This is a genomic window from Pantoea sp. SGAir0175 (assembly GCF_043547855.1).
The window spans coordinates 466,343-489,904 of the sequence record NZ_CP028082.1 but is presented as its reverse complement, the minus strand read 5'-3'; the positions used below and the strand labels follow the sequence as shown (position 1 = coordinate 489,904).

Below are 23,562 nucleotides of genomic sequence, written 5' to 3'. Positions count from 1 at the left end.
TCCTTACACCAGGAAAAATTCGCCGAAGCCCATGCGCTTCAGGCCACGGCGATAAGCAATGGAGCTGCGATCGGCAGGAATATGCGCTTCCAGAGCCAGGTCGAGCGGCAAACGCTCCGGCTGCTGGGTTTCCACCATCAGGCGGTCTTCTTCGAACACGCGCTGATTGAAGGCGTGCACCTCTTCGACCGGGATGTGCAGGTCAAAATTACGCGCGATGGGCGCAAACATGCGCGTTTTGCGCGCTGATACCGGCGACGCGGCATTCATGATCACCAGGCGCGATTCGCCGGGGAAATGAATGGTCAGCGTGGCGGTAAACGGCAGATGCATCTCGAAATGACGCAGCCAGCTAAATCCTTCCGGCGCCTGCTGCGGACTGTCAGCGGCAAAGTTACTCACTGAGCTCCAGTAATCCACGGCAAAACCGGTCTCGGTCTCGACCGGGTTATAGGCAGGCACCAGCTGGTTATTGGGATCGGCGAAGGTTTCCGTGTGCACCCAGGCGAAGTGCGCCACATCCAGAAAACCTTCCACCTGGCGTCCGGCAAAGCCGTTGACGTCAAAACCGGGGCAGTTGATCTGTTGAAAACCGGCATCATCCCAGTGCGGCATGGTGGGCAGCGGCGCAGGCTGGTCAGCATCCGGCGCGAGGCACACCCAAATCAGACCAAAGCGCTCTTCCACCGCATAGCTGATCAGATTGAGCTTGGCCGGAATCGGCTGGTCGGGACTGGACGGGATGCGATTGCAGCGGCCACCGGCACCGAAGCGCAAGCCGTGATAAGGGCAGACGATACCCTCTTCATCATGAAAACCGAGCGTCAGCGGGACGCCACGATGCGGGCAAACGTCGCGTGCCGCTACCACCTGACCCTGCAGACGATACAGCACCAGCTGCTCGTCAAGCAGCACCGCTTTGGTCGGTGCGCCGGCGATATCACAGGAACGGGCAACCGGATGCCACTGTCGCGCCAGACGCAGCCAGTCATCAGGTTCAAACGTGCAGTGTGCGGGAGGCGTAATATTATTCATGCTGTTGTCCTGTCATGTGCTCACACAAGGCGTAATAGAAGGCTTCATTTTTGTCAGGACATTGTTAATATGCTTGCCTGTGCAAATCCATCAGCAAGAATGCAGCCAGGTGTTGCAAAAAACCGTACAGGTGATAAATGAGCCCGTTTTCCCGCTTTGCCGTCTATTTTGCCGAAGTGGCGCGCAGCGGCAGTTTGCGCAAAGCCGCTGAGCAGCTGCACGTTTCCGCTTCTGCCATTAACCGGCAGATTCTGCAGGCGGAAGAGAGTTTTGGTACGCCGCTGTTTGAGCGTTTGCCGGAAGGGCTGCGCATGACCACCGCTGGAGAATTGCTGTATGACGATGTGATGCGCTGGCAGCGTGAGTTTCGCGTCACGCGGCAGCGTTTCGATGATATTCAGGGACTCAAGCGCGGTAACGTCACGGCCGGGCTGGTGCAGTCGCTGACCAAAGGCAGCGTGGCAGACGCCATCGCCGATATTGCGCGTCAGCATCAGTGGCTGCGGCTGGAGCTGACGGTGGACAACAGCCACCGCATCAGCCAGATGATTCGCCAGTCGGAAATCGATTTTGGCCTGATTCTCGATCCCGCCGGGCAGAGCGGACTGGAAGTGCTGGCGTTTGCCGAACTGGAGATGGGCGTGGTGATGGCCGCCGACCATCCGCTTAGCACGAGGCCGCTGCTGTCGCTCAGTGAGCTCAGTCATGAGCGACACATTGTGCCTGGCGCCGCGCTGGTGGTCCACGAACGTGTTGATGCGCTGTACCGCAAGCAGGGCCTGGCGCCGGAAAACATTATCGCCTGTAACGACATCCGCCTGATTCGCAGCCTGATCGCGCAGGGCACCGGCATCAGCGTACTGAGCCTGCTGGACGTAATGACCGAGGTGCAGGAGAACCAGCTCTGCTTTGTACCGCTCAGGCACAGCGTGATGCGACCGCTGACCCTGGCGCTGTGTACTGCGCCGTCGCGCCAGCTATCGCGGGCGGCGCAGATGGTGATTCAGCGCATGACTGAGGTGATAGAGGCGATGGCCAGTGTCAGGCCCGCAGGCGGGCCGTAATCACGCTCAGTGCCCGGTTTCGGCATGCGGCGCGCGGGTTTTGCTGGCACCGGCACCGCCCGATGGACGGGCGATAATAATACCGAGAATACCGCCGGCAATCAGCGCCATCGCCACAATCAGCAATCCTGAGTGATAACTTTGCGTCGCATCTTTCATTTTTCCCAGCAGCGGCGGTAAACCCAGTCCGACAAAGTTTGCCACCGTATTGATAAAGGCAATCGATGCCGCAGCGGCTACGCCAGCTAATTTTTCTGTGGTCACGGCCCAGAATATTGGCGTCAGGGCAAAGTTAAGCCCGACGGTGAAGACCAGCAAAATATAGGCGAGCAACAGGCTGCCCGAATAAATCGCGCCGGTTAATGCCAGGCCCGATAAAATTAATGGCAAGCCCATATGCCAGGCGCGTTCACCGCTGCGATCGGAATGGCGTCCGTTTAAATACATAAATACGCAGGCCATCACAAAGGGCAGGGCGGATAGCAGGCTGATAATAAAATTGCTCTGCTCTGCGGCCATGCTTTTAATAATCAACGGCATGAACAGCGTAATACCGATCGAACCAAAGGCCTGTAAAAACCACACCAGACTGAGCAATAACACCGTGCGATCTTTTAATGCCTGCAGCCAGGAGTGGTTCTTATTCAGGGTAACACCCAGATTGTCCTGTTCGAGGCGCTGACGCAGCCAGTGTTTTTGCGGTGTAGTTAACCAGACAGCATCGTCGGGCTTATCGGGTAAGCGCCACAGCACCAGACAACCAAGCACCACCGCGGGAATGCCTTCCAGCGCGAAAAGCCAGCGCCAGCCTGCGATATCGGCAATGCCATGCATATTGAGAATGGCACCGGAAATGGGCAGACCAATAATCGACGCGCCCACCGATCCCATATAAAAGAAAGACATTGCACGTGCGCGGTTACTTTTAGGGAACCAACAGGAAATATAATAGATAATACCCGGCGCAAAACCGGCTTCGGCCATGCCGAGTAAAAAACGCATTACATATAACTGATTGGCGCTATGAACCAGCGCCATGCCGGTACTGACAATACCCCAGGTAATCATAATGCGCGCTATCCAGCGCCGGGCGCCGACTTTGGTCATTATGACATTACTGGGAATTTCAAACAGAATGTAGGAAATATAGAACATGCCGACACCGAGGCCGTACATGCTGGTGGTAAGCCCGAGATCGGCATTCATTTGCAGCGCAGCGATAGAGATATTAGTTTTATCGAGATTAGCGACAAAATAACAGATCACGATAAACGGGATGATGCGCTTATTTAATTGACTCAACGTAGAACCAGAAACATCGGAACTTATCATATCCACCTCGTCACGCAGCATTACGCCACTCCGCGCCGGCAGACGGGCGCAAGGGCAGCGATGTCATGAATGATCTGTTTCGCTTGCTAAGCAATAAATGAAGTGCAGCCGAAAAATAAAAATCATTTTATTTCGGCCACACGGCAGCATTAACTATGCCGATAGTGATATTGCACATGAGCGATATAAATCGTCATGAGTAAGCAGTGTAGTACAATCTATTTTGATTGTACTACAATAGAGATCACAGATTGGACGATTGGCAGGCGTTAAACGATCGCGGCGTAATCACCGGTACCCTCCGGCCAGGGTGTGAGCAGATCGAAGCCGGTATCCGTGACGGCGACAGTGTGCTCCCACTGCGCGGACAGGGAGCGATCTTTGGTCACCACCGTCCAGCCATCGGACAGTACGCTGGTGCCCGCTTTGCCGGCGTTAATCATGGGCTCAATGGTAAAAATCATGCCAGCCTGCAGCGCCAGCCCCTGGCCCGGCGTGCCGTAATGCAGGATTTGTGGATCGCCGTGGTAGATCTCGCCAACGCCGTGACCGCAATACTCGCGTACCACGGAAAACCCGGCCTTTTCAGCGACCTGCTGAATAGCCGCACCGATATCGCCCAGCGTTGCTCCGGGTTTCACCACCCGAATGCCTGCCACCATTGATTCATACGTCACGTCAACCAGGCGCTTAGCGCGTACCGAAGGCTGACCGACGAAATACATGCGGCTGGTGTCGCCGTACCAGCCGTCTTTGATGATCGCCACATCGATATTAACGATGTTACCGTCTTTGAGCTTTTTCTCGCCCGGAATACCGTGGCACACCACGTGATTGACCGAGGTGCAAACGGTACGGGTGTAACCCTGATAGCCAATGTTAGCCGGAATGACCTTTAGCTCATTGACAATATAGTCGTGACAGCGGCGATCCAGTTCATCGGTGGTAACGCCGGGTTTCACCCAGGGCGCGATCATCTCCAGGACTTTGGCGGCGGCGTGACCGGCGGCGCGCGCCCGTTCAATTTCTTCAGCGGTATGCAGTTTAATACTCATTGCGCGATTCCCTGCGGAATAAAGGAAGGTTGGTCAAGCAGCTGCGCCAGTTCAGCGCCGCCATCACGTTCGACCCGCATCAGCAGGCGTGTCAGTTCCTGATGGCTGAGCTGCGGATAAAGTTCGGCCAGCATGCCGATTTTCATCCAGTGCTCCGCCTGCGCGTTGATCGAACGACTGAGCGCCGTGCTGGCGATGCGCAGATTCTCATGCATTAAATCCGAAATTTTGACGATACCCATGACTGGCCTTTATATGAAACGTATATGCTATGTATATAGCATATCCACAACGGCATGATTTGCAAGTTCAGATTTTCAGCTGTGCGTTAATTTGCGAAATTTGTCAGAAAATCAAATACATTGTTTAGACCACTACGTTCTCGTCTCCACGCGGACCGGGATACTTTTTGGTCATAGAAAGATTTTTATGACCGGGCAGCCGCTGCGATTCTCGTGAAGAGAAATGAGGTGATACGAAAACGGCACGGCTTTTGCTTGACTCACTTTTTGGCATCAAAGGGTGGGGGAGCAATGGATGACGCACTGAGTTGGTTACAGGCCTCAAGGCAAAGCGATATTGCCAGCCTGCAACGCCTTCGCCAGACCGGCAAACTCATTACCACCGTCAGCGAGCTGGTGCATCAGCTTCAGCGCGAGCGGGGGGCGAGCAATCTGTGGATATGTTCAGAAGGCAGGCTTTACGGCGAGCAGCGGCTCGCCAGTGAGCAGGATGTGACGCGCTGCCAACGGGATTTTTGCCAGGCCTTACCCAGGGTTGAAGCCCAGCCGGGATACAGCCGCTTCTGCAACCTGATCGCCGCCGCGCTGCAGGCCCTGGCCGGATTACCGGCGTTGCGCCAGCAGATTACGCAACAGCAGATCGCGCACGCGCAGGCCGTTGCGGCGTTCAGTACCATTATCCGTAGCTTACTGAACCTGGTTTTTGAGGCCGCCGACACCGCCAGCCATCCTGACATTACCCGCGCGCTCATTGCGCTGTTCAGCTTTATGCAGGGCAAAGAGCTGACGGGACAGGAACGCGCCCTGGGAGCGGCCGGCTTTGCTGCCGGACAATTCAGCGCGGAGCAGCGCAGCGCCATGGTGGCCTTAATTGAAGCACAGGAACAAAGCTTTTCGACCTTCCAGCAGTTTGCCGATGAGGCGGTTTTACACCACTGGCAGCCGCTGGCGCAGGCCAGTCGTGAAATTGAACGACTGCGACGCATTGCCTGTACCGACGGTCGGCGGGACGACAGTGGCGCGCTGCACTGGTTTTCGCTGCTGTCACAGCGCATCGACCAAATGAAATTGCTGGAGGATCGGCTGTCAGCCACGCTGATGTTGCGCTGCCGCGAGGCGATCGCACTGGCACAGCATCAGGCAGCTGAACCTCTGCATGTGGCGCAGTCGGGCTGCGATTTTACATTATATGTCTCCGGGGTGGACTGGCTGCCCACCGAGTCCGGTGCGCTGAACAGCGACGGGCTGGCACCCCAGCTGGGTCGTTCACTGCTGTCGTTGATCGCGGAGCAGTCTCAGCGTTTACAGCATCAGGCCAATGAGCTGGCCACCCTGCGCGCCACGCTGGAAGAGCGCAAACTGCTCGACCAGGCCAAAACCTGGCTGATGCAGCAGCATGGGCTGAGTGAAGAGCACGCCTGGCAACGGCTGCGTAAAAGCGCGATGGATCAGAATAAACGGCTACCGGAAATCGCCCAGGCGATCGTCACGGTGGCAGCCACAATGAAGAGATAACTCTAAAGCGTTAGCTGCACAATGCTTGTGCGTGGTCTGCGTCACAAACGTGCAAAATCGGTTAAAAAACCAGCCCGGCGAAAGCCCTGATCGCCACGCGCAGGGCCGTTTCAAAGCTGGCATGCAGTTTGCTTTACCCTATTAAGTGTATGCATTTGCTTTGCCAACGGCGGTAAAGCGAGTGCTTTTGGATAAAGGCGTCCATCTCCCTGTGAAAGCAGTGGAGAGGACGCCTTTTTTTATTTCCTGAGGGTGGCAAAAAATGAGCAAATCGCCAGTTTCACTGTCTCGACGTCAACTGCTGTTATCCAGCGCCGCCGCTGGCGGGCTGTGGCTGTTGCCGGGATTGCGCAACGCCGTATGGGCGGCGGGTTCCGATGCGCCAGAAAAAGCCACCGTGCGGGTGGGATTTATTCCACTGACCGACTGTGCGCCGGTCGTCATGGCCTCGGTGAAAGGCTTCGACAAAAAATATGGTCTGACGCTACAGCCCAGTAAAGAAGCCAGTTGGGCAGCCGTCCGCGACAAACTGATCTCCGGTGAGCTCGATGCGGCACACGTCCTGTACAGCATGATCTATGGCCTGCAACTGGGCGTTGCCGGCCCTCAGCATGCGATGGCGAACCTGATGACGCTCAATAACAATGGCCAGGCAATCTCCCTGTCGAACCAGCTTAAAGCGCAAAAGGTCACCGATGCCGCCAGCCTGAAAAAGACCATCGACAGCAAGGCCAAAGGCAGTCTCACCTTTGCGCATACCTTTCCGACCAGTACCCACGCGATGTGGCTCTACTACTGGCTGGCGAATGCCGGTATCAATCCATTTGATGACGTGCGCACTGTCGTCGTGCCGCCGCCGCAGATGGTGATGAATATGAAGATTGGCAATATGAGCGGCTTCTGTGTGGGCGAGCCGTGGAATCAGCGCGCCATCAGTGATGATATTGGTTTTACCGTCGCTACCAGTCAGCAGATTTGGCCCGATCACCCCGAAAAAATTCTTGGCACCCGCGCCGCGTGGGTGAAAGAAAACCCCAATACGGCGCGCGCGCTGACGGCGGCTGTCCTGGAGGCGGCACGCTGGATCGATGCCTCCGATGATAACCGCCGCGAAACGGCGCAGGTGCTGGCCGGACGCGCCTGGATCAACACCAAACCTGAGATTCTGCAGGGTCGCATGCTCGGCCAGTACGAAAACGGGCTGGGACACAAATGGCAAGACCCGCATGCGATGCGCTTCTTCCATGACGGCAGCGTCAGTTTCCCGTATCTGTCCGATGGCATGTGGTTCCTCACCCAGCTTAAGCGCTGGGGAATGCTGACCGAGGATCCGGACTATCTGGGCGTCGCAAAGCAGATCAACCGAATTGATATCTACAAACAGGCAGCGAGCGCCGTCGGCAACATCACGTTGCCCGGCAGTGAGATGCGCAGCAGCACCCTGATCGACGGCAAGGTGTGGGATGGCACGAATCCTGCCGTTTACGCCGCCAGCTTTGCCATTAACCACAAAGAGAGGTCGTGATGAAAAGCCAGACTCGCTCCCTGACGCAGCCTGAGACGCTGCCCACCCGGGCCACGGTGGTGCCCCTTCAGGTCACGCCAAAAAAGATGCGCTCGCCTGCGCGCCTGCGTCCGTTTTTGCAGCGTGCCATTCCCGCGCTGTGCGGTGTGATGCTTCTGCTTCTGATCTGGCAGATCGCGGCCCTTTCCAGCAAAGGCTTTCCCGGCCCGTACGCCACCTGGGAAGCGGCGAAAATCCTGTTCGCCGATCCGTTCTATAACAACGGCCCTAACGATCAGGGCATCGGCTGGAATGTGCTGGCCTCGCTGCAGCGCGTCGCTATCGGCTTTGGCCTGGCCGCGCTGGTGGGGATTCCCGCAGGCTTTCTGCTGGGGCGTTTTGCCTTTGTGGCACGCATGTTCAATCCGGTTATCGCGCTACTGCGTCCGGTCAGCCCGCTGGCCTGGCTGCCTATCGGCCTGCTGCTGTTCCAGCGCGCCGAACCGGCCTCCAGCTGGACCATTTTTATCTGTTCTATCTGGCCGATGATTATTAATACCGCAGAAGGTGTACAGCGCATTCCACAGGATTACCTCAATGTGGCGCGCGTGCTGCAACTGTCGGAATGGACCATCCTGCGCCGCATCCTGTTTCCCGCCGTTCTGCCTGCGGTGCTGACCGGGGTCCGCCTGTCGATTGGTATCGCCTGGCTGGTGATCGTGGCTGCCGAAATGCTGACGGGAGGCCTGGGGATCGGCTTCTGGATCTGGAACGAATGGAACAACCTCAATGTTGAAAACATCCTGATTGCCATTTTGCTGATTGGCGTCGTCGGCCTGCTACTGGAGCAGGGACTGATGCTGCTGGCGCGTCGCTTTAGCTGGGATAAATAAGGGGAACACTATGCAACCTATCATTCGTGTACAGCAGGTCAGCCAGCGTTTTACCACTTCCGGCGGCGATTTTCTGGCGCTCGATAATGTCAGCTTTGATATTCATCAGGGGGAAACCCTGAGCCTGATCGGCCACTCCGGCTGTGGTAAATCCACGCTGCTCAACCTGATCGCCGGTTTAACCCGACCTACCAGCGGCGTCCTGTTATGCGATAACCGCGAAGTCACCGGCCCCGGCCCTGAGCGCGCCGTTGTGTTTCAAAACCACTCGCTGTTGCCCTGGCTGACGGCGTATCAGAACGTTGAGCTGGCGGTAGAGCAGGTGTTTAAAGGCAAGATGAACAAGGCGGAAATGCGTGACTGGATCGAGCACAACCTGAACCAGGTGCAAATGAGTCATGCCATGCATAAACGCCCCGGCGAGATCTCCGGCGGCATGAAGCAGCGTGTCGGTATCGCCCGCGCGCTGGCAATGAAACCTCGCGTGCTGCTGCTCGACGAACCCTTCGGTGCGCTGGATGCCTTAACGCGCGCGCATCTGCAGGACAGCGTCATGCGCATCCAGCAGGCGCTGAACACCACCATCGTCCTGATTACCCATGATGTGGATGAAGCCGTGTTGCTGTCCGATCGGGTACTGATGATGACCAACGGTCCGGCGGCGCAGGTGGGCGATATCCTGACGATCGACCTGGTCCGGCCGCGTTCACGCGTGGCGCTGGCGGATGACGTGCGTTATCACCAGCTGCGCCAGAAAGTGCTGCATTTTCTCTACGAAAAACAGACTTCGGCGGCATAAGGACGACACCATGAGACAACGGCTGCTGGTTGCGGGTAACGGGATGGCGGGCATGCACATGGTAGAAACTCTGTTGCAGCTGGCGCCGATGCGTTACGACATCACTGTGATTGGCCGTGAGCCGCACGGCAACTATAACCGTGTGCTGTTGTCGCCGCTGCTGGCCGGAGAAACCACCGTTGAGCAAACGCTGATCCACGACCCTGACTGGTATCACCGTCACGGCATAGCATTGCGGGTGGGAGAGACGGTGGAACAGGTGAATATTGCTGAGCGGACCTTACGCACCGACCAGCGCCTGCTGCACTGGGACCGCCTGGTACTGGCGACCGGATCGCAGCCCTGCAGGCCGTCTGTTCCAGGCAGCGACCTGCCGCATGTCAGCACGTTTCGCACGCTGCAGGATGTGAACACTTTGCTGGCCGGGCACGGTCCGGTAGTGGTGGTCGGTGGGGGCTATCTGGGTATTGAAGCCGCCGCCGGACTTCAGGCGCAGGGACGTCAGGTCACGCTGATTCATCGTCAGTCACGTTTGCTGGACAGACAGCTGGATATCAGGGCAGGGGAATTACTGCTGGCTCAGCTCCGGGCGCGCGGCATTCGCTGTGAACTGAATGCCAGCCTTGCGGCGATCCGCACGGATAGCGTGATCCTCCACGATGGCCGTGTGCTGGCGGCGCAGCAGGTGGTGATGGCCATTGGTGTCCAGCCGGCGATCGCCCTGGCGCAGGCCGCCGGTATTCCCTGTCAGCGCGGCATTCTGGTGGATCGCCAGTTGCGCACTGCGCACGCCGGAATTTATGCCGTAGGCGAATGTTGTGAAATCAGCGGCGAGACCTTCGGTCTGGTCGCGCCCTGTCTGGCCCAGGCAAAGATTCTGGCGGCGCAACTGGCCGATCGGCCTCAGGGAGATTTCTACAGTGCGGCCACGGGCACCCGTCTCAAAGTCAGCGGCATTTCCCTGTTTAGCGCTGGTGACGTTCGCGAAGCCCCGTCTGTCACCAGTTTTGACCCGATCGCCGGGCACTATCGCCGCCTGTTCCTCAAAGACGGCCGACTGAACGGCGTGCTGCTGTATGGCGACTGCCAGCAAAGTGGCGCGCTGCTGAACCAACTCCATAATGCCGGACCGGTTTCTGTGAATACGCTGTTCGGCCTTGATGAACCTGAAACGCAGCCGCTGGCTGCAGGAAACCCTGTGATGAGCCAAACGAAACCTGTATTAGCCGTGGTGGGTCACGGCATGGTCAGCCACCATTTTCTGGAGCAGCTGGTCGCCCGTAACCTGCATCAGCATTATCACATTGTGGTCTACGGCGAAGAGCGCTATCAGGCTTACGATCGGGTTCACCTTTCTGAGTATTTCACCGGTAAAACGGCAACAGAGTTGTCGCTGGTGAGCGAGGATTTTTTTGCCCGGAACGCAATTGAACTGCGCAGCGATTGCCGGGTAGAGGCGATCGATCGCCAGCAGCGCAGCCTGCGTGACAGCGCGGGACGTGAGCTGGCCTGGGATAAGCTGGTGTTGGCCACCGGCTCCCGCGCCTTTGTACCACCGGTACCCGGCCATGACGCCGGGCGCTGCTTTGTCTACCGCACGCTGGACGATCTGGATGCCATCGCAGCTTGTGCCCGCCAGAGTCAGCGCGGCGTGGTGATCGGCGGCGGGCTGCTGGGGCTGGAAGCCGCCAATGCGCTGAAGCAGCTGGGGCTGGAGACGTACGTGGTTGAGTTTGCGCCGCGCCTGATGGCCGTGCAGCTGGACGACGGCGGGGCGCTGATGCTGCGGCAAAAGATCGACTCGCTGGGCGTGACGGTGCATACCTCGAAGCAGACCGAACAGATTGCCACCCAGCCTGACGGCAGTCTGGTGCTGCACTTTGCCGATGGCGGCGAGCTGACCACCGATCTGGTGCTGTTCTCTGCCGGTATCCGCCCGCGTGATGAGCTGGCCCGGAGCGCCGACATCAGCGTGGGGCCGCGCGGCGGCATTACCATCAATGATCAATGCCAGACGAGTGACAGCGACATTTATGCTATCGGCGAATGCGCGTTGTGGAACGGGCAGATTTTTGGCCTGGTAGCGCCTGGCTACCAGATGGCGCGTGTGCTGGCCGGGCATCTGGCGGCCGAACCGGCGCAGTTCACCGGTGCCGACATGAGCACTAAACTGAAGCTGCTGGGCGTAGAAGTCGCCTCCTTTGGCGATGCGCACGGCAAAACGCCGGGCAGCCTGAGCTACCACTGGGCCAACGGGCCAAAAGGCATTTACAAGAAGATCGTGGTTAGCGCCGACAATGCACGACTGCTGGGCGGCGTGCTGGTGGGAGACAGCAGCGACTATGCCACGCTCCTGCAAATGATGTTAAACGCCATGCCGCTGCCGACGGCAGCGGAAGCGCTGATTTTGCCTGCGTTGAATGGCGCGCCGGCCAAAGGGTTGGGCGTCGCTGCGCTGCCGGACAGTGCCCAGGTGTGTTCCTGCCATAACGTCAGTAAAGGCGATATCTGCCATGCGGTGCAGAGTGGCTGTGGCGATATGGCCAGTATAAAAAGCTGCACTAAAGCCGCAACAGGCTGTGGCGGCTGCGCCGCGCTGGTAAAACAGGTGATGGAGCTTCAGCTGGAAAACCTGGGCGTCGCTGTTAAAAAAGACATCTGTGAGCACTTCGCCTATTCCCGTCAGGAGCTGTATCACCTGATCCGTATTAATGGCATCAAAACCTTTGACGATCTGCTGGCCAGCCACGGACGGGGTTGTGGTTGCGAGGTATGCAAACCGCTGGTGGGGTCGCTACTGGCCTCGTGCTGGAACGATTACCTGCTGAAAACGGCACATTTACCGTTACAGGACACGAATGACCGTTACTTTGCCAATATCCAGAAAGATGGCACCTATTCGGTCGTACCGCGCGTGCCGGGGGGCGAGATCACGCCACAGGGCCTGATTGCCATCGGCGAAGTGGCCGTGCGTTACGATCTCTATACCAAAATTACCGGCGGCCAGCGTATCGATCTGTTTGGTGCGCGGCTGGACCAGCTGCCTGCTATCTGGGAAACCCTGCTGGAAGCCGGTTTTGAAACCGGTCATGCCTACGGAAAATCCCTGCGTACGGTGAAATCCTGCGTCGGCTCGACCTGGTGCCGTTATGGCGTGCAGGATTCTACCGCCTTCGCCATCGCGCTGGAGAACCGGTATAAGGGTCTGCGCGCACCGCATAAGATCAAGATGGCGGTGTCCGGCTGCACCCGCGAATGTGCGGAAGCACAAAGTAAAGATATCGGGGTCATCGCCACGGAAAACGGCTGGAACCTGTACGTCTGCGGCAATGGCGGCATGAAGCCGCGCCATGCGGAACTGTTTGCCAGCGATCTGGACGATGACACGCTAATCCAGTACGTCGACCGGATTCTGATGTTCTACGTGCGCACGGCGGATCGCCTGCAGCGTACCAGCGTCTGGATGGATAACATGGAGGGCGGGCTGGACTACCTGCGTGAGGTGGTGATTCATGACAGCCTGGGGATCGCCGCCACGCTGGAACAGGAAATGCAACAGGTGGTGGACACCTGGCAATGCGAATGGCAGACCACGCTGGCCGATCCCTCGCGACGTGCGCTGTTTACCGCCACAGTGAACAGCGATCAGCCGGATGAAACGCTGCACTATGCACGCGTGCGCGGACAGCGCCAGCCACACAAGGCTAGTGGTATTCCCCTGATGCATCTGCCCGCCGAACCCTGGAGCGAAATCTGCCCACTGGAGGCCATTCCGCCAGAGGCCGGCATCGGAGCCCGTCTTGGCAGCGTCCGTATTGCCTTATTCCGCATGGGTGATGACTGTTATGCGCTGGAGGATCGTGAGCCGGGCAGCGAAGCCAGCGTACTGTCACGCGGTATCCTTGGTGATGTTGCGGGGGAGCCGGTGGTGATCTCGCCGCTTTACAAACAGCGTGTACGCCTGCGTGACGGACAGAGCCTTGATAATCCCCAGCATCAGCTGCGTTGCTGGCCGGTTAAACTGGAGGACGGCCAGGTCTGGGTCGCAAACCGTCCGCTTAACCTGATGGCGCAGGCATCATGAAAACTACCTGCGCTTATTGCGGGGTGGGCTGCGGCGTCGAGGTCACGCAGCCGCAGAGCGCGTCGCCTCAGGTCAGTGGCGATACCCGTCATCCGGCGAATGCCGGGCGGCTATGCGTAAAGGGCGCGGCACTGGGCGAAACCCTGACACAGGCCGGACGGTTGCTGCATCCTCAGCTTCATCACCAGCGGGTCAGCATGGAGACGGCACTGGATGCCGCGGCTGATGGTTTGCGCAGGATTATCGATGCGCATGGCCCGGAGGCGGTGGCTTTCTACGGTTCCGGCCAGTTGCTCACGGAAGATTACTATGTGGCGAACAAGCTGATGAAAGGCTTTCTCGGCGTCGCCAACATCGATACCAATTCGCGCCTGTGTATGGCCTCCGCGGTGACAGGCTATAAACGGGCATTTGGGGCGGATGCCGTACCGTGCTGTTACGAGGATCTGGATGAGGCCGAGGTAGTCATTCTTGTCGGCTCGAATGCTGCCTGGGCCCATCCGGTGCTGTTTCAGCGCCTGAAACAGGCAAAAGTGCAGCGCCCTGAGATGCAGGTTGTGGTTATCGATCCGCGCCGCACGGCCAGTTGTGAATTCGCCGATCTGCATTTACCGCTCCGGCCGGGCAGCGATCCGGCCCTGTTCTCGGGCCTGCTGCACTGGCTGGAACAGCATGACGGCATTGACGTCACGATGCTGCCGCATCTGGACGGTGTAGACACAACCTTACGGGCCGCGCGGCAGTGGGATGGTGCGGCGGTGGCAGCCCATTGTGATATCAGCCATGAAGCGATCGCCGCGTTCTACGGGTTGTTTACCCGGCATGAGCGCGTACTGACCTTATGGTGCATGGGCATTAACCAGTCACAAAGCGGCAGTGACAACAACAATGCTATTCTCAATGCGCACCTGCTGAGCGGCAAGATTGGCCGACCCGGCTGCGGCCCGTTTTCGCTGACCGGACAGCCGAATGCGATGGGCGGGCGGGAAGTAGGGGGGCTGGCCAACCAACTGGCGGCGCATATGAGTTTCACCGCAGAAGATTGCGACCGTTTACAGCGTTTCTGGCGCAGTCCGCGTATGGCGCGTGAGCCCGGCCTGACGGCGGTTGATCTGTTTGACGCCATTGACCGTGGAGCAATCAAAGCTGTGTGGATTATGGGCACCAATCCGGCGGTTTCGATGCCAGAAGGCAATCGCATTGCCCGGGCGCTGGCTGCCTGTCCGCTGGTAATTGTGTCAGACGTGCTGGCGCAAACGGATACCACCGCCTTTGCGCATATTTTGCTACCCGCGCAGGGCTGGGGGGAAAAGAACGGCACCGTGACCAATTCTGAACGCCGGATTTCCCGTCAGCGCGCGTTTATGCCTCCGGCCGGAGAAGCTAAACCGGACTGGTGGTTACTCGCGCAGGTCGCCCAGCGTCTGGGCTTTCATGAAGGCTTTACCTGGACGCATCCGGCAGCCATCTTCCGCGAGCATGCGGCGTTGTCGGGGTTTGAGAACAACGGCCAGCGCGCCTTTGATATCAGCGGTCTGGCCGGTATGAGCGACGCACAGTGGGATGCGATGAAGCCGGTACAGTGGCCAATCAACGCTCGTTATCCCGAGGGCTGCGCCCGGCTGTTTAGCGACCGGCACTTTTACCATCCTGATGGTAAAGCCCGCCTGTTGCCACCGGCCACGCCGCAGCCAGTGGTGTGCGAAACGGCTTACCCGTTATTAATGAACAGCGGACGGATCCGCGATCAGTGGCACACCATGACGCGTACCGGCCTGGTTCCCCGGCTCATGCAGCATTGTGATGAGCCATTTGCAGCCCTGCATCCGCAGGACGCACAACGCTATGGCCTGTGCGCGGGCGCACTGGCACGGGTGCAGTCCGACGCGGGCTGGGTGACGGTGCGTGTGACGCTGGACAGCGGTCTGCGGCGCGGTGAGATCTTTGTCCCTATGCACTGGAACCGACAGTTCAGCCTGCAGGGCACGGTTGGCGGACTGGTGGCTTCAACCCGCTGTCCAGTCTCGGCACAGCCTGCATTTAAACAAACCGCTGTGCGTATCCACCCGCTCAACGCCAGCTGGCAGGGCTGGCTCTGGCAGCGCGACGCAAGCCCGCCTGATGCGCTGCGCTACTGGGCGCGAACACCCTATGAGGGCGTGCAACGCTTTAGCGTGGCTGGAGACGGTTCACCAGAACAGTGGCTCATGGCAACGATCCCGCTGGCCGGGCTGCAACTGCAAACCGCTCATGCGGCGGAACCGCATTACCGCCTGCTGGCCTGGCGTAACGGTGAGCTGCACCTGGTCTTTTATGCAGGCGCGTCTTTACCCGAGATCAATCATGACTGGGTTGCGCAGGCTTTTCGCCAGGCACCTGTGAATGCGGCGGACCGGCATGCTCTGCTGGCGGGACAATCGGCACAACGTGCCGTGGCTGGCCGGACGATCTGTAGCTGCTTTGGCGTTGGGGAAAACACCATCTTACAGGCGATTAAACAGGGCTGTCACAGCACTCAGGCACTGGGTAACGCACTCAACTGTGGTACCAACTGCGGCTCCTGCCTGCCGGAGCTAAAACACCTTTTGCTTTCCGTTGCTGTACCGGAGGAAGAATGATGATTGCGATCAACCCTTTAGATAAACTGCTGGCGCCGGACAACGCGTCCAGCCCTGGCAAAGTCTGGCTGGTAGGGGCCGGACCGGGGGATGTGGATCTACTGACAGTCAAGGCGCTGCGCCTGCTGCAACGTGCGGATGTCGTGGTCTATGATCGCCTGGTCAGCGAAGCGGTGATGGCGGAAGTCGCCAGCAGTGCACTCTGTATCGACGTGGGTAAACAGCCGGGTCATCACGGCCTGAAGCAGACTCAGATTAATCAACTGCTGGTGGACCTGGCTGCCAGCGGGCGCAATGTCGTGCGTTTAAAAGGCGGCGATCCCTTTATCTTTGGCCGTGGCGGTGAAGAGATGGTCAGCCTGCAGCAGGCGAATATTGTCTGCGAAGTGGTGCCCGGTATTACCGCCGCAGTGGGCTGTGCGGCTGCCAGCGGCATTCCGCTGACGCACCGTGACTGTGCCCAGTCATTGCGCTTTATCACCGGACACGGGCGCAGCGGCGAACCGCAGCTGGATGCGGCGGCGCTGACCGCGACCAATCAGACGCTGGTGTTTTACATGGGATTAAGCTGGAGCAGCGTGATTAGCGCCCGGTTACGGGAATATGGCCGCAGCGAGGCGACGCCGGTGGCGATCATTGAAAACGGTACGCGTCAGAACCAGCGGGTGCTGATTACCACGCTGGCCGGGTTGCCTGAAACTGTTGAACAGCAAAAACCGGTGTCGCCGTCGTTACTGATTGTGGGCGATGTGGTGCGCTATTACCGTGCCGATCGAGTTGCAACGCATGGGTGTGAATTGGAGTTAAGTGATATTGCAGCGCACTGATGCTCACCGTGCCGAAGGAAGGGACACGGTTTCTACGGCTGGGGGTGAGACGGTCGTAAAAAGCATTATCTGCGAATCTGTAGTGACAGCCCCTATCATAAGTGCCTTTCGCATAAAACTTATTCCTGTCAGTTACCTCACTCAGACATTTTTCTTAAGATTTTACCCTAAATAAACGCTATCGCTGCATTACAAAACCGGCAATCTGTCGGACACTGAGGCCCGTTTGCATGGTATCCAGAACGCTTCATCACAACCTGACATTGACCACTGCCAGTCGCGCCATACTTTTTTCTTCTCAGTCCAGGTAAACTTTATTCTGGCTGGTATAGGCTGGCCGAAATCTGTCCGAATAGAGGCCGAAAAAATTCTAACTGTCTGATTATAAAGAGATGCTTTGATTAGTATTGCTACCATTCATAAGCTGGTGGTTAGCGCATATCTCTTTGAATTTACTAGATTAAATGTGCGTTTTTTAACAAATATGATATGTATATAGCATATCCACAACGGCATGATTTGCAAGGTCAGATTTTCAGCTGTACGTAAATTTGCGGAATTTGTCCGTAATTGCCTATGCCTCATACCAGTACGTACTCATCGCCACGGGGGTCAGGATACTTCGGTGTCATGGAGAGATTAACCGCTGTGTAAACACCTCATCCTAATGCGCTTCATATAACCTTCCCGATAAACTGCGGATCTCATGGAAAGTGGGCGGGTTGTCCGCCTCATCCAGACCGCAGCGGGTTCGCGCGCGTAAATGCCTGCGTCAGATTTTCCGGGCGTACCGGACCGGGTCTCCGCTCTGCTACTACCCCAGAATTACCTGAAAATAAATTTGTTATGTTTGACGGGTGGCAGCCTTCAGCAACGTTTAGTGACACCGCCAATCGTATAGATATTAAGATTTCAGCTGCACCTGACAGGCTGCAGCTGGCTGATTTCGTGAATTACTGGAAAGCAGAAAGCGTGGCGTACTACCAGAGTCAGTGGGAATTGAAACTGGCACGCTATATTGAAAAGGGGCGCAAACACCTTTCCTCTAAGCGCTCCAGAGAAAGACGAGACTGCATGCTGGTATCTGGGATGGATTATGAAATACCTGAAGGGTTCAGGGGAGGGTAGGGGAGCTTTACAGATTCATCTGCTGATTTTGGAAACTTTTGGGTGTCAGTCTGGCCAGTGCAGGCGCCGGCAGAAATGCTCACCGTCCTCGCTGCCATCAATGCCGGTCAGGTCCAGGGACATTTCGTCAATGGAATACTGCTCAGCGCGGGGCGTAGCTCTTCCGGGGTGGTCATTATGCGCTGCGACATACTTTGGCGTAAGTGCAATGGATAATCTATTTAAATTTCAAAAGCATTTGAGAGTCGATACATTGTCTACTGAGGTGTCACTTAATTTCATTTATCCAGTCTGCAAATGCGCTTACGGCAGGGGAAAGGAATTTCTGATGTGGGTAAAGTAAGTTGACCGGGACTGATGACGGCTGCCAGTCGGCCAGCACTTCAACCAGCGCTCCCTTCTGAAGGTGCTCTGATACAACGCTCTCAGCAAGCTGGGCAAGCCAGAAACCTTCCAGACACATTTTTATATAGAGTCCCGTCTCGTTAACGGCTGCCTGACCGCTGACCGATACAGAAAGCGCTTCCGTCCCCTGGACAAAACGTAACTCGCTGGTACGCCGGGCCTGCCCGGAAAAGTAGTGTATAGCCCGATGATTTGATAAATCTCCAGGAGAACGGGGGATCCCGTACTCCCTGAGATAGTCCGGAGAGGCGCAGGTTATCCAGCGGAACTTCCCCAGTGGACGGGCAACAAGCGTGGAGTTTAGTAGCTCACCTGTTCTGATCACGCAGTCGACTCCCTCCTGTACGAGATCGACCTGCCGGTCACTCACGCCTATCATCAGGTAAATATCCGGTCAACCACCATGACGTCGCCGTCGCAGAGGCCCAGGTCCCGCATGCTGTTGCCGCTGGCGCGCACGAAGAAGGTTGATGCACGCCGGCGGATGCACAGTTCGTTCAGATCAAGTTCTTTCTCGACGTAATCCTGCGCAGGGGCGGGAAAGCCGGCGGCGCACGGATCGGCATAAAGCGGCACCCGGACCCGGGGCGTAAAAATGGGTGGCCAGAGGAGCGTCAGGCCGGCGGTACAGCTACTGGGTTCATGATCTGATGCCCTTGCCATGCTGCAGTGTGACTGCGAAAGAGCTGAGTAAATCGCGCATAAAATTCCTCCTGTTATTTTACTGTTCATGCATACAGTATTGTTGGGGCGGAATTATCTGGCAAGAGGGATTGAAACGGTTGGTGCAGAAGCGAAGCCATCTGACTGACTCGCCGGGAGATTTTTTATTAAGGTCAGCATGGCAGATACAGAACGGCGCCACTATGCTCAGCTCAGGGCCGGGAGACATGGAGAGCCGGGCTGTATCTTTAGAGCCCGGCTCTTTGTGGCCGGGCAGGTTTTGTTAAAATCCAGAATTAAGCGTAATCTGCGTTATCGGTTCATTCCGGCGTAGGTGAATGACGCTCTTTCGACACGACCGCTGCTCCTTGCGTAAACGCTGTGTTATAACAGGCAATAAAAGGTTTGTTATCTATTAAAAGGATAGTTTGGTTTAATATCGCAATAGTTAACTGTTGGGAAGCCTTCTACCATTTTTACTCCAATATCTTTTTCAAAGGAAAGATAGGCAGTATGAGGTTTTTTTCTCAAAACATTAGCAACGAGTTCGATAAAGTGCGTTTTGTTTCCATTTTGCGGAAATTCCTCAAATACTTCTTCAAAGAATGACAAGGGGAAAATATTTGCATTCATCCCCCCATCCATAAAAGCACCTAAATGGACAAGCGCAATCTCTGGCCTTTTTCGTTCCGGCAATTCCATTGTTGCATGTAAAGCGATTGCATCCCAGATAACTTCTGCTTTTTCCTCAGGGAATTTGTTATCGACTAAGTACTGCCGTGCCGCATCAGCTCCATCCAGTTCGAATCTGGCATCTTTGATGAACTTTTCGGTAAGCCCCAGGTCGTGCATTATACAACCTAAATAAAGCATTTCTTCATCAAAAGCTTTACCAAGTTTTTTTCCAATAGAAGCTGCGAATAAATATGTTCTTACAACATGATTGAAAAGGGGAGCTGATGAGCATGAAGCAACAAGCTCAGTAGCCCCATCAGTGAAGCGTGTATGGGGTATAGTAACCCCTGCCAATGTTGCTGGCAATTCGCCGTTAAATCTGGAAAGAGGTATGGCTTGGGTAGTCTTACCCATTGCTTTGAACATTGGCGCAGATGCACACAGCACACAACAACATGATGAAATAAATTCTCTACGATTCATAAAAGATCTTCATATCCACTAATTAAAGAGTCAGGAATGCATTGTTTTGCTAATTTTTCTGGCAGCATTTTCTAAAATATGCAAACGCTCGCTTACTCTTGTGGCTGATGCTTCTTTTAGTTTGGCAGCAATCCAGGCTGGGGCTGTCTCAGGACGTCCAGCTTCATAGGGGGGATGTGGTGCATATTCCAGCCCCAGCTGAACTTGCATGGCTGCATCTTCACCGCAAAGCTCTCCAATCAATACCAGAGCAAAATCAATACCTGCGGTAACGCCTCCACCCGTTATGACATCTCCATCTTTTACCACTCGGCCTTCGTCCGGTATCGCGCCAAACAAGCTGAGCTGATCACGCCATGCCCAATGGCAGGCTGCTCTCTTTCCTGAGAGTAAACCGGCAGCGCCGAGTATTAATGAACCAGAACAAACAGAGGTTATATAAGATGCTGTATGAGCCAGTTTTACTATTGATTCCATATATCTATCGTTCTCAATAGCATCCGTACTTCCACTTCCACCTGGAACACACAGTATGTCACATTCTTTCTCATACATGAGATCCCTGAGCCCTGTGAAATGCATGCCGTCAGCATAAACATTTTCACCGTCTACTGATGCGAGAATTGTTTCGAACTGAGGTGTACGGGAAAAGAACTGGTAAGGACCGGTGAAATCAAGCTGCGTTACGCCGTTATAGATTGGAATCAATACTTTGAAGAAATTAGACATGATGAATCCCTAAGATTGTAATGGCCTGAAATGAGCCTACCATCTATAGTGGTGGCCAAAATGACATTAATCATTCAAAAAAGGACATTATGAACATAGGTTTTTACATCTTTGATGATTTTCAACTTTTAGATCTTAGTGGGCCATTGGCTGCTTTTCAGTTCGTGAGCTTCACGGGGCATCATATTGTTTATAAACAACATGTTTTATCCATGAGGGGTGGTGCTGTTACGTGTACAGCTGGATTCTCAATTGAATCTCAAAAACTCTACCCGGAGCAATCCTTCGATTTACTGTTGGTTGTAGGAGGTCAGGGAGGCCGGAATATCTCAAGAGATAGCCAGGAAGGTAGAGCGCTGAAGAAAGCCTGCCTATCCAGTAAAAGTTTTGGCAGTATCTGCACAGGAGCTTTTGTCCTCGCTGAGTTGGGTCTTCTGGATGGGAAAACCGCTACTACTCACTGGAAATATAGGCATATTTTTAGTGATTTATACCCTGATGTAGTACTATCCACTGATGCTCTGTTCGTGAAAGATGGTGGCGTTTGGACATCAGCAGGAATATCCAGCGGTATCGATCTCGCGCTTGCGATAATTGAGGATAATCTTGGCACTGCAGTCTCATTAAAAGTTGCTCAGGAACTTGTTGTCGCGCAGCGCCGCACAGGGGGACAATCGCAATTTTCACCTGTTTTATTTTTAGAACCTCAGTCATCAAAAATTAAAGCTGTTTTGAATTATATTCATACGCATTTAGATCATGACTTGCGAGTTGAAAGTTTAGCTGAGGTTGCTTGCCTTAGCTCAAGGCAACTCACCAGGCTTTTTACTAAAGAAACAGGTGAAACCATTGCCAAAGCGGTTGAAAAAATTCGTCTGGATTCAGCAAAGTCTCTTCTGGAAACATCAGGGCTTTCCGTAGAAAAAGTTTCCAGATGCTGCGGGTTCGGTAACTCAGCCAGAATGAGAAGGGCTTTTCAACGGCATTATAAAAAACTCCCTCAAGCCTTCAGGAATTGAAATGACAGCCCGCATTGTAATTGTAAGAATATTCAAGAGTAAATGTTTTTTCCCAAGCGGCGGTTTGGTTATTTAAACGCGCCTCATAGCGCAGAATTGAATCGCCACGGCTTTAACAGACACCTCGGAGTCATTTAAGATGGCTTAAAGAGAGGTGCCCATGAGCGGTAAGCGTTATCCCGAAGAGTTTAAAATCGAAGCAGTCAAACAGGTTGTTGATCGCGGTCATTCTGTTTCCAGCGTTGCAACACGTCTCGATATCACCACCCACAGTCTTTACGCCTGGATAAAGAAGTACGGCCCGGACTCATCCACTAATAAAGAACAGTCAGATGCTCAGGCCGAGATCCGCCGACTCCAGAAAGAGCTGAAGCGGGTTACCGACGAGAGAGACATACTAAAAAAAGCCGCGGCCTACTTCGCAAAACTGTCCGACTGAGGTACGCCTTTATCCGCGACAACCGCCGTTGCTGGCCTGTTCGTTTGCTCTGTCGGGTTCTGGACGTCCATCCGAGTGGATTTTATGTCTGGCTTCAGCAGCCACATTCACAGCGTCACCAGGCAGACCAGATGCTGACCGGGCAGATCAAACAGTTCTGGCTTGCGTCTGGCTGCGTCTATGGTTATCGCAAGATCCATCTGGACCTGCGGGATAGCGGGCAGCAGTGCGGAGTGAACCGGGTCTGGCGGCTGATGAAGCGTGCCGGTATAAAAGCTCAGGTTGGGTACCGTAGCCCACGGGCACGTAAAGGCGAAGCCAGCATCGTGGTACCGAACAGGCTCCAGCGGCAGTTCAATCCGGACTCACCAGATGAGCGTTGGGTGACGGACATAACCTACATCCGAACTCACGAAGGCTGGCTGTATCTGGCCGTGGTGGTTGACCTGTTCTCCCGGAAAGTTGTCGGCTGGTCAATGCAACCCCGCATGACAAAAGAGATTGTCCTGAACGCATTATTAATGGCGGTGTGGAGGCGTAATCCTCAAAAACAGGTACTGGTTCATTCTGATCAGGGCAGTCAATACACGAGCCATGAGTGGCAATCGTTCCTGAAATCACACGGTCTGGAAGGCAGCATGAGTCGTCGCGGTAACTGTCACGACAACGCGGTTGCGGAAAGCTTTTTCCAGCTACTGAAACGCGAACGGATTAAGAAAAAGATCTACGGAACACGGGAAGAAGCCCGCAGTGATATTTTTGATTACATCGAAATGTTTTATAACAGTAAGCGTCGGCATGGCTCGAGCGATCAGATGCCACCAACTGAATACGAAAACAAATATTATCAACGGCTCGAAAGTGTCTAGATTATCCGTGGCGATTCAGTCCTATTAGCTGTACAAAATTACAGTGTAGCGTACTCCTCCTAACTGAAGTAGGGAAAGCATTTACACATAGATCTTTTAATCCAATGTCATCCAAGTCATGAAAACCGGGTGGTAGTAGTGGGGGAAAACAGACTTTATCCATCCATGCACCTTTTCTCATTAC

The 23,562-nt window shown here is 55.4% G+C and carries 17 protein-coding genes and 2 pseudogenes; 11 read left to right on the top strand and 8 right to left on the bottom strand.

Going from position 1 to position 23,562, the window contains the following annotated elements; genetic code table 11:
- Nucleotides 1-3 precede the first annotated feature (3 nt).
- Nucleotides 4-1,035, bottom strand: coding sequence for a molybdenum cofactor-independent xanthine hydroxylase subunit HpxD (hpxD, locus tag C1N56_RS21520; protein WP_021508718.1), 1,032 nt, complete (start codon nucleotides 1,033-1,035; stop codon nucleotides 4-6).
- Nucleotides 1,036-1,172: 137 nt separating this feature from the next.
- Between hpxD and C1N56_RS21515 the strand changes: the two genes are divergently transcribed.
- Nucleotides 1,173-2,099 (top strand): LysR family transcriptional regulator, encoded by a 927-nt coding sequence (locus C1N56_RS21515; RefSeq protein ID WP_021508717.1) that lies wholly within the window; start codon nucleotides 1,173-1,175, stop codon nucleotides 2,097-2,099.
- Nucleotides 2,100-2,105: 6 nt separating this feature from the next.
- On the opposite strand, the gene C1N56_RS21510 is transcribed toward C1N56_RS21515, so the two are convergent.
- The 3 genes from C1N56_RS21510 to C1N56_RS21500 all read right to left on the bottom strand — a co-directional run bounded on the left by C1N56_RS21510 (nucleotide 2,106) and on the right by C1N56_RS21500 (nucleotide 4,728).
- Nucleotides 2,106-3,431 carry an MFS transporter gene (locus C1N56_RS21510; RefSeq protein ID WP_276591575.1) on the bottom strand — a complete coding sequence of 442 codons (1,326 nt, stop codon included), beginning with the start codon at nucleotides 3,429-3,431 and terminating at the stop codon, nucleotides 2,106-2,108.
- Between the two features lie 269 nt (nucleotides 3,432-3,700).
- A complete protein-coding gene (gene map, locus C1N56_RS21505; protein WP_282996307.1) occupies nucleotides 3,701-4,486 on the bottom strand; it encodes a type I methionyl aminopeptidase in 786 nt (261 codons plus the stop codon).
- Entirely contained in the window at nucleotides 4,483-4,728 is a 246-nt protein-coding gene (locus C1N56_RS21500; RefSeq protein WP_010615787.1) for a ParD-like family protein, read from the bottom strand. The genes map and C1N56_RS21500 overlap by 4 nt, the downstream gene beginning before the upstream one ends.
- A 291-nt stretch (nucleotides 4,729-5,019) precedes the next feature.
- On the opposite strand from C1N56_RS21500, the gene C1N56_RS21495 reads away from it, so the two are divergent.
- The 8 genes from C1N56_RS21495 to C1N56_RS21460 all read left to right on the top strand — a co-directional run bounded on the left by C1N56_RS21495 (nucleotide 5,020) and on the right by C1N56_RS21460 (nucleotide 18,096).
- Nucleotides 5,020-6,243 (top strand): nitrate- and nitrite sensing domain-containing protein, encoded by a 1,224-nt coding sequence (locus C1N56_RS21495; protein WP_336702796.1) that lies wholly within the window; start codon nucleotides 5,020-5,022, stop codon nucleotides 6,241-6,243.
- A 262-nt stretch (nucleotides 6,244-6,505) separates the two neighbouring features.
- Nucleotides 6,506-7,768: a CmpA/NrtA family ABC transporter substrate-binding protein gene (locus C1N56_RS21490; protein ID WP_104187745.1), complete on the top strand. Its 1,263-nt coding sequence runs from the start codon at nucleotides 6,506-6,508 to the stop codon at nucleotides 7,766-7,768.
- The gene (gene ntrB, locus C1N56_RS21485) at nucleotides 7,768-8,640 is read left to right on the top strand and encodes a nitrate ABC transporter permease (RefSeq protein WP_021508712.1); all 873 of its coding nucleotides are present in this window, start codon (nucleotides 7,768-7,770) and stop codon (nucleotides 8,638-8,640) included. Before C1N56_RS21490 ends, ntrB begins: the two co-directional genes overlap by 1 nt.
- A 10-nt stretch (nucleotides 8,641-8,650) precedes the next feature.
- Nucleotides 8,651-9,439 carry an ABC transporter ATP-binding protein gene (locus C1N56_RS21480; RefSeq protein ID WP_021508711.1) on the top strand — a complete coding sequence of 263 codons (789 nt, stop codon included), beginning with the start codon at nucleotides 8,651-8,653 and terminating at the stop codon, nucleotides 9,437-9,439.
- 10 nt (nucleotides 9,440-9,449) lie between these two features.
- Entirely contained in the window at nucleotides 9,450-13,523 is a 4,074-nt protein-coding gene (gene nirB, locus C1N56_RS21475; RefSeq protein ID WP_394517534.1) for a nitrite reductase large subunit NirB, read from the top strand.
- The gene (locus tag C1N56_RS21470) at nucleotides 13,520-16,141 is read left to right on the top strand and encodes a nitrate reductase (protein ID WP_394517533.1); all 2,622 of its coding nucleotides are present in this window, start codon (nucleotides 13,520-13,522) and stop codon (nucleotides 16,139-16,141) included. The genes nirB and C1N56_RS21470 overlap by 4 nt, the downstream gene beginning before the upstream one ends.
- Entirely contained in the window at nucleotides 16,138-16,968 is an 831-nt protein-coding gene (gene cobA, locus C1N56_RS21465; RefSeq protein ID WP_058775715.1) for a uroporphyrinogen-III C-methyltransferase, read from the top strand. The genes C1N56_RS21470 and cobA overlap by 4 nt, the downstream gene beginning before the upstream one ends.
- Before the next feature lie 846 nt (nucleotides 16,969-17,814).
- Complete coding sequence (locus C1N56_RS21460) at nucleotides 17,815-18,096, top strand: DnaT-like ssDNA-binding domain-containing protein (protein WP_058775716.1); 282 nt, start codon at nucleotides 17,815-17,817, stop codon at nucleotides 18,094-18,096.
- 268 nt (nucleotides 18,097-18,364) lie between these two features.
- Here the strand turns inward: C1N56_RS21460 and C1N56_RS21455 are convergent.
- The 4 genes and pseudogenes from C1N56_RS21455 to C1N56_RS21440 all read right to left on the bottom strand — a co-directional run.
- Nucleotides 18,365-18,895: pseudogene (locus C1N56_RS21455) on the bottom strand (LysR substrate-binding domain-containing protein); the annotation flags it as partial.
- A pseudogene (locus C1N56_RS21450) lies at nucleotides 18,892-19,164 on the bottom strand (S24 family peptidase); the annotation flags it as partial. The pseudogenes C1N56_RS21455 and C1N56_RS21450, both read right to left, overlap by 4 nt.
- Nucleotides 19,165-19,572: 408 nt before the next feature.
- Nucleotides 19,573-20,322, bottom strand: coding sequence for an HD domain-containing protein (locus tag C1N56_RS21445; protein WP_081049456.1), 750 nt, complete (start codon nucleotides 20,320-20,322; stop codon nucleotides 19,573-19,575).
- Nucleotides 20,323-20,352: 30 nt separating this feature from the next.
- Nucleotides 20,353-21,051 (bottom strand): DJ-1/PfpI family protein, encoded by a 699-nt coding sequence (locus tag C1N56_RS21440; protein WP_127834809.1) that lies wholly within the window; start codon nucleotides 21,049-21,051, stop codon nucleotides 20,353-20,355.
- 89 nt (nucleotides 21,052-21,140) lie between these two features.
- On the opposite strand from C1N56_RS21440, the gene C1N56_RS21435 reads away from it, so the two are divergent.
- Both C1N56_RS21435 and C1N56_RS21430 read left to right on the top strand, forming a co-directional pair.
- The gene (locus C1N56_RS21435; protein WP_104187750.1) at nucleotides 21,141-22,070 is read left to right on the top strand and encodes a GlxA family transcriptional regulator; all 930 of its coding nucleotides are present in this window, start codon (nucleotides 21,141-21,143) and stop codon (nucleotides 22,068-22,070) included.
- 160 nt (nucleotides 22,071-22,230) lie between these two features.
- A protein-coding gene (locus tag C1N56_RS21430; RefSeq protein WP_394517532.1) for an IS3 family transposase occupies nucleotides 22,231-23,378 on the top strand; the annotation gives its coding sequence in 2 pieces (ribosomal slippage) (nucleotides 22,231-22,468 and nucleotides 22,468-23,378; 1,149 coding nt in all).
- The last annotated feature ends 184 nt before the right edge of the window (nucleotides 23,379-23,562 follow it).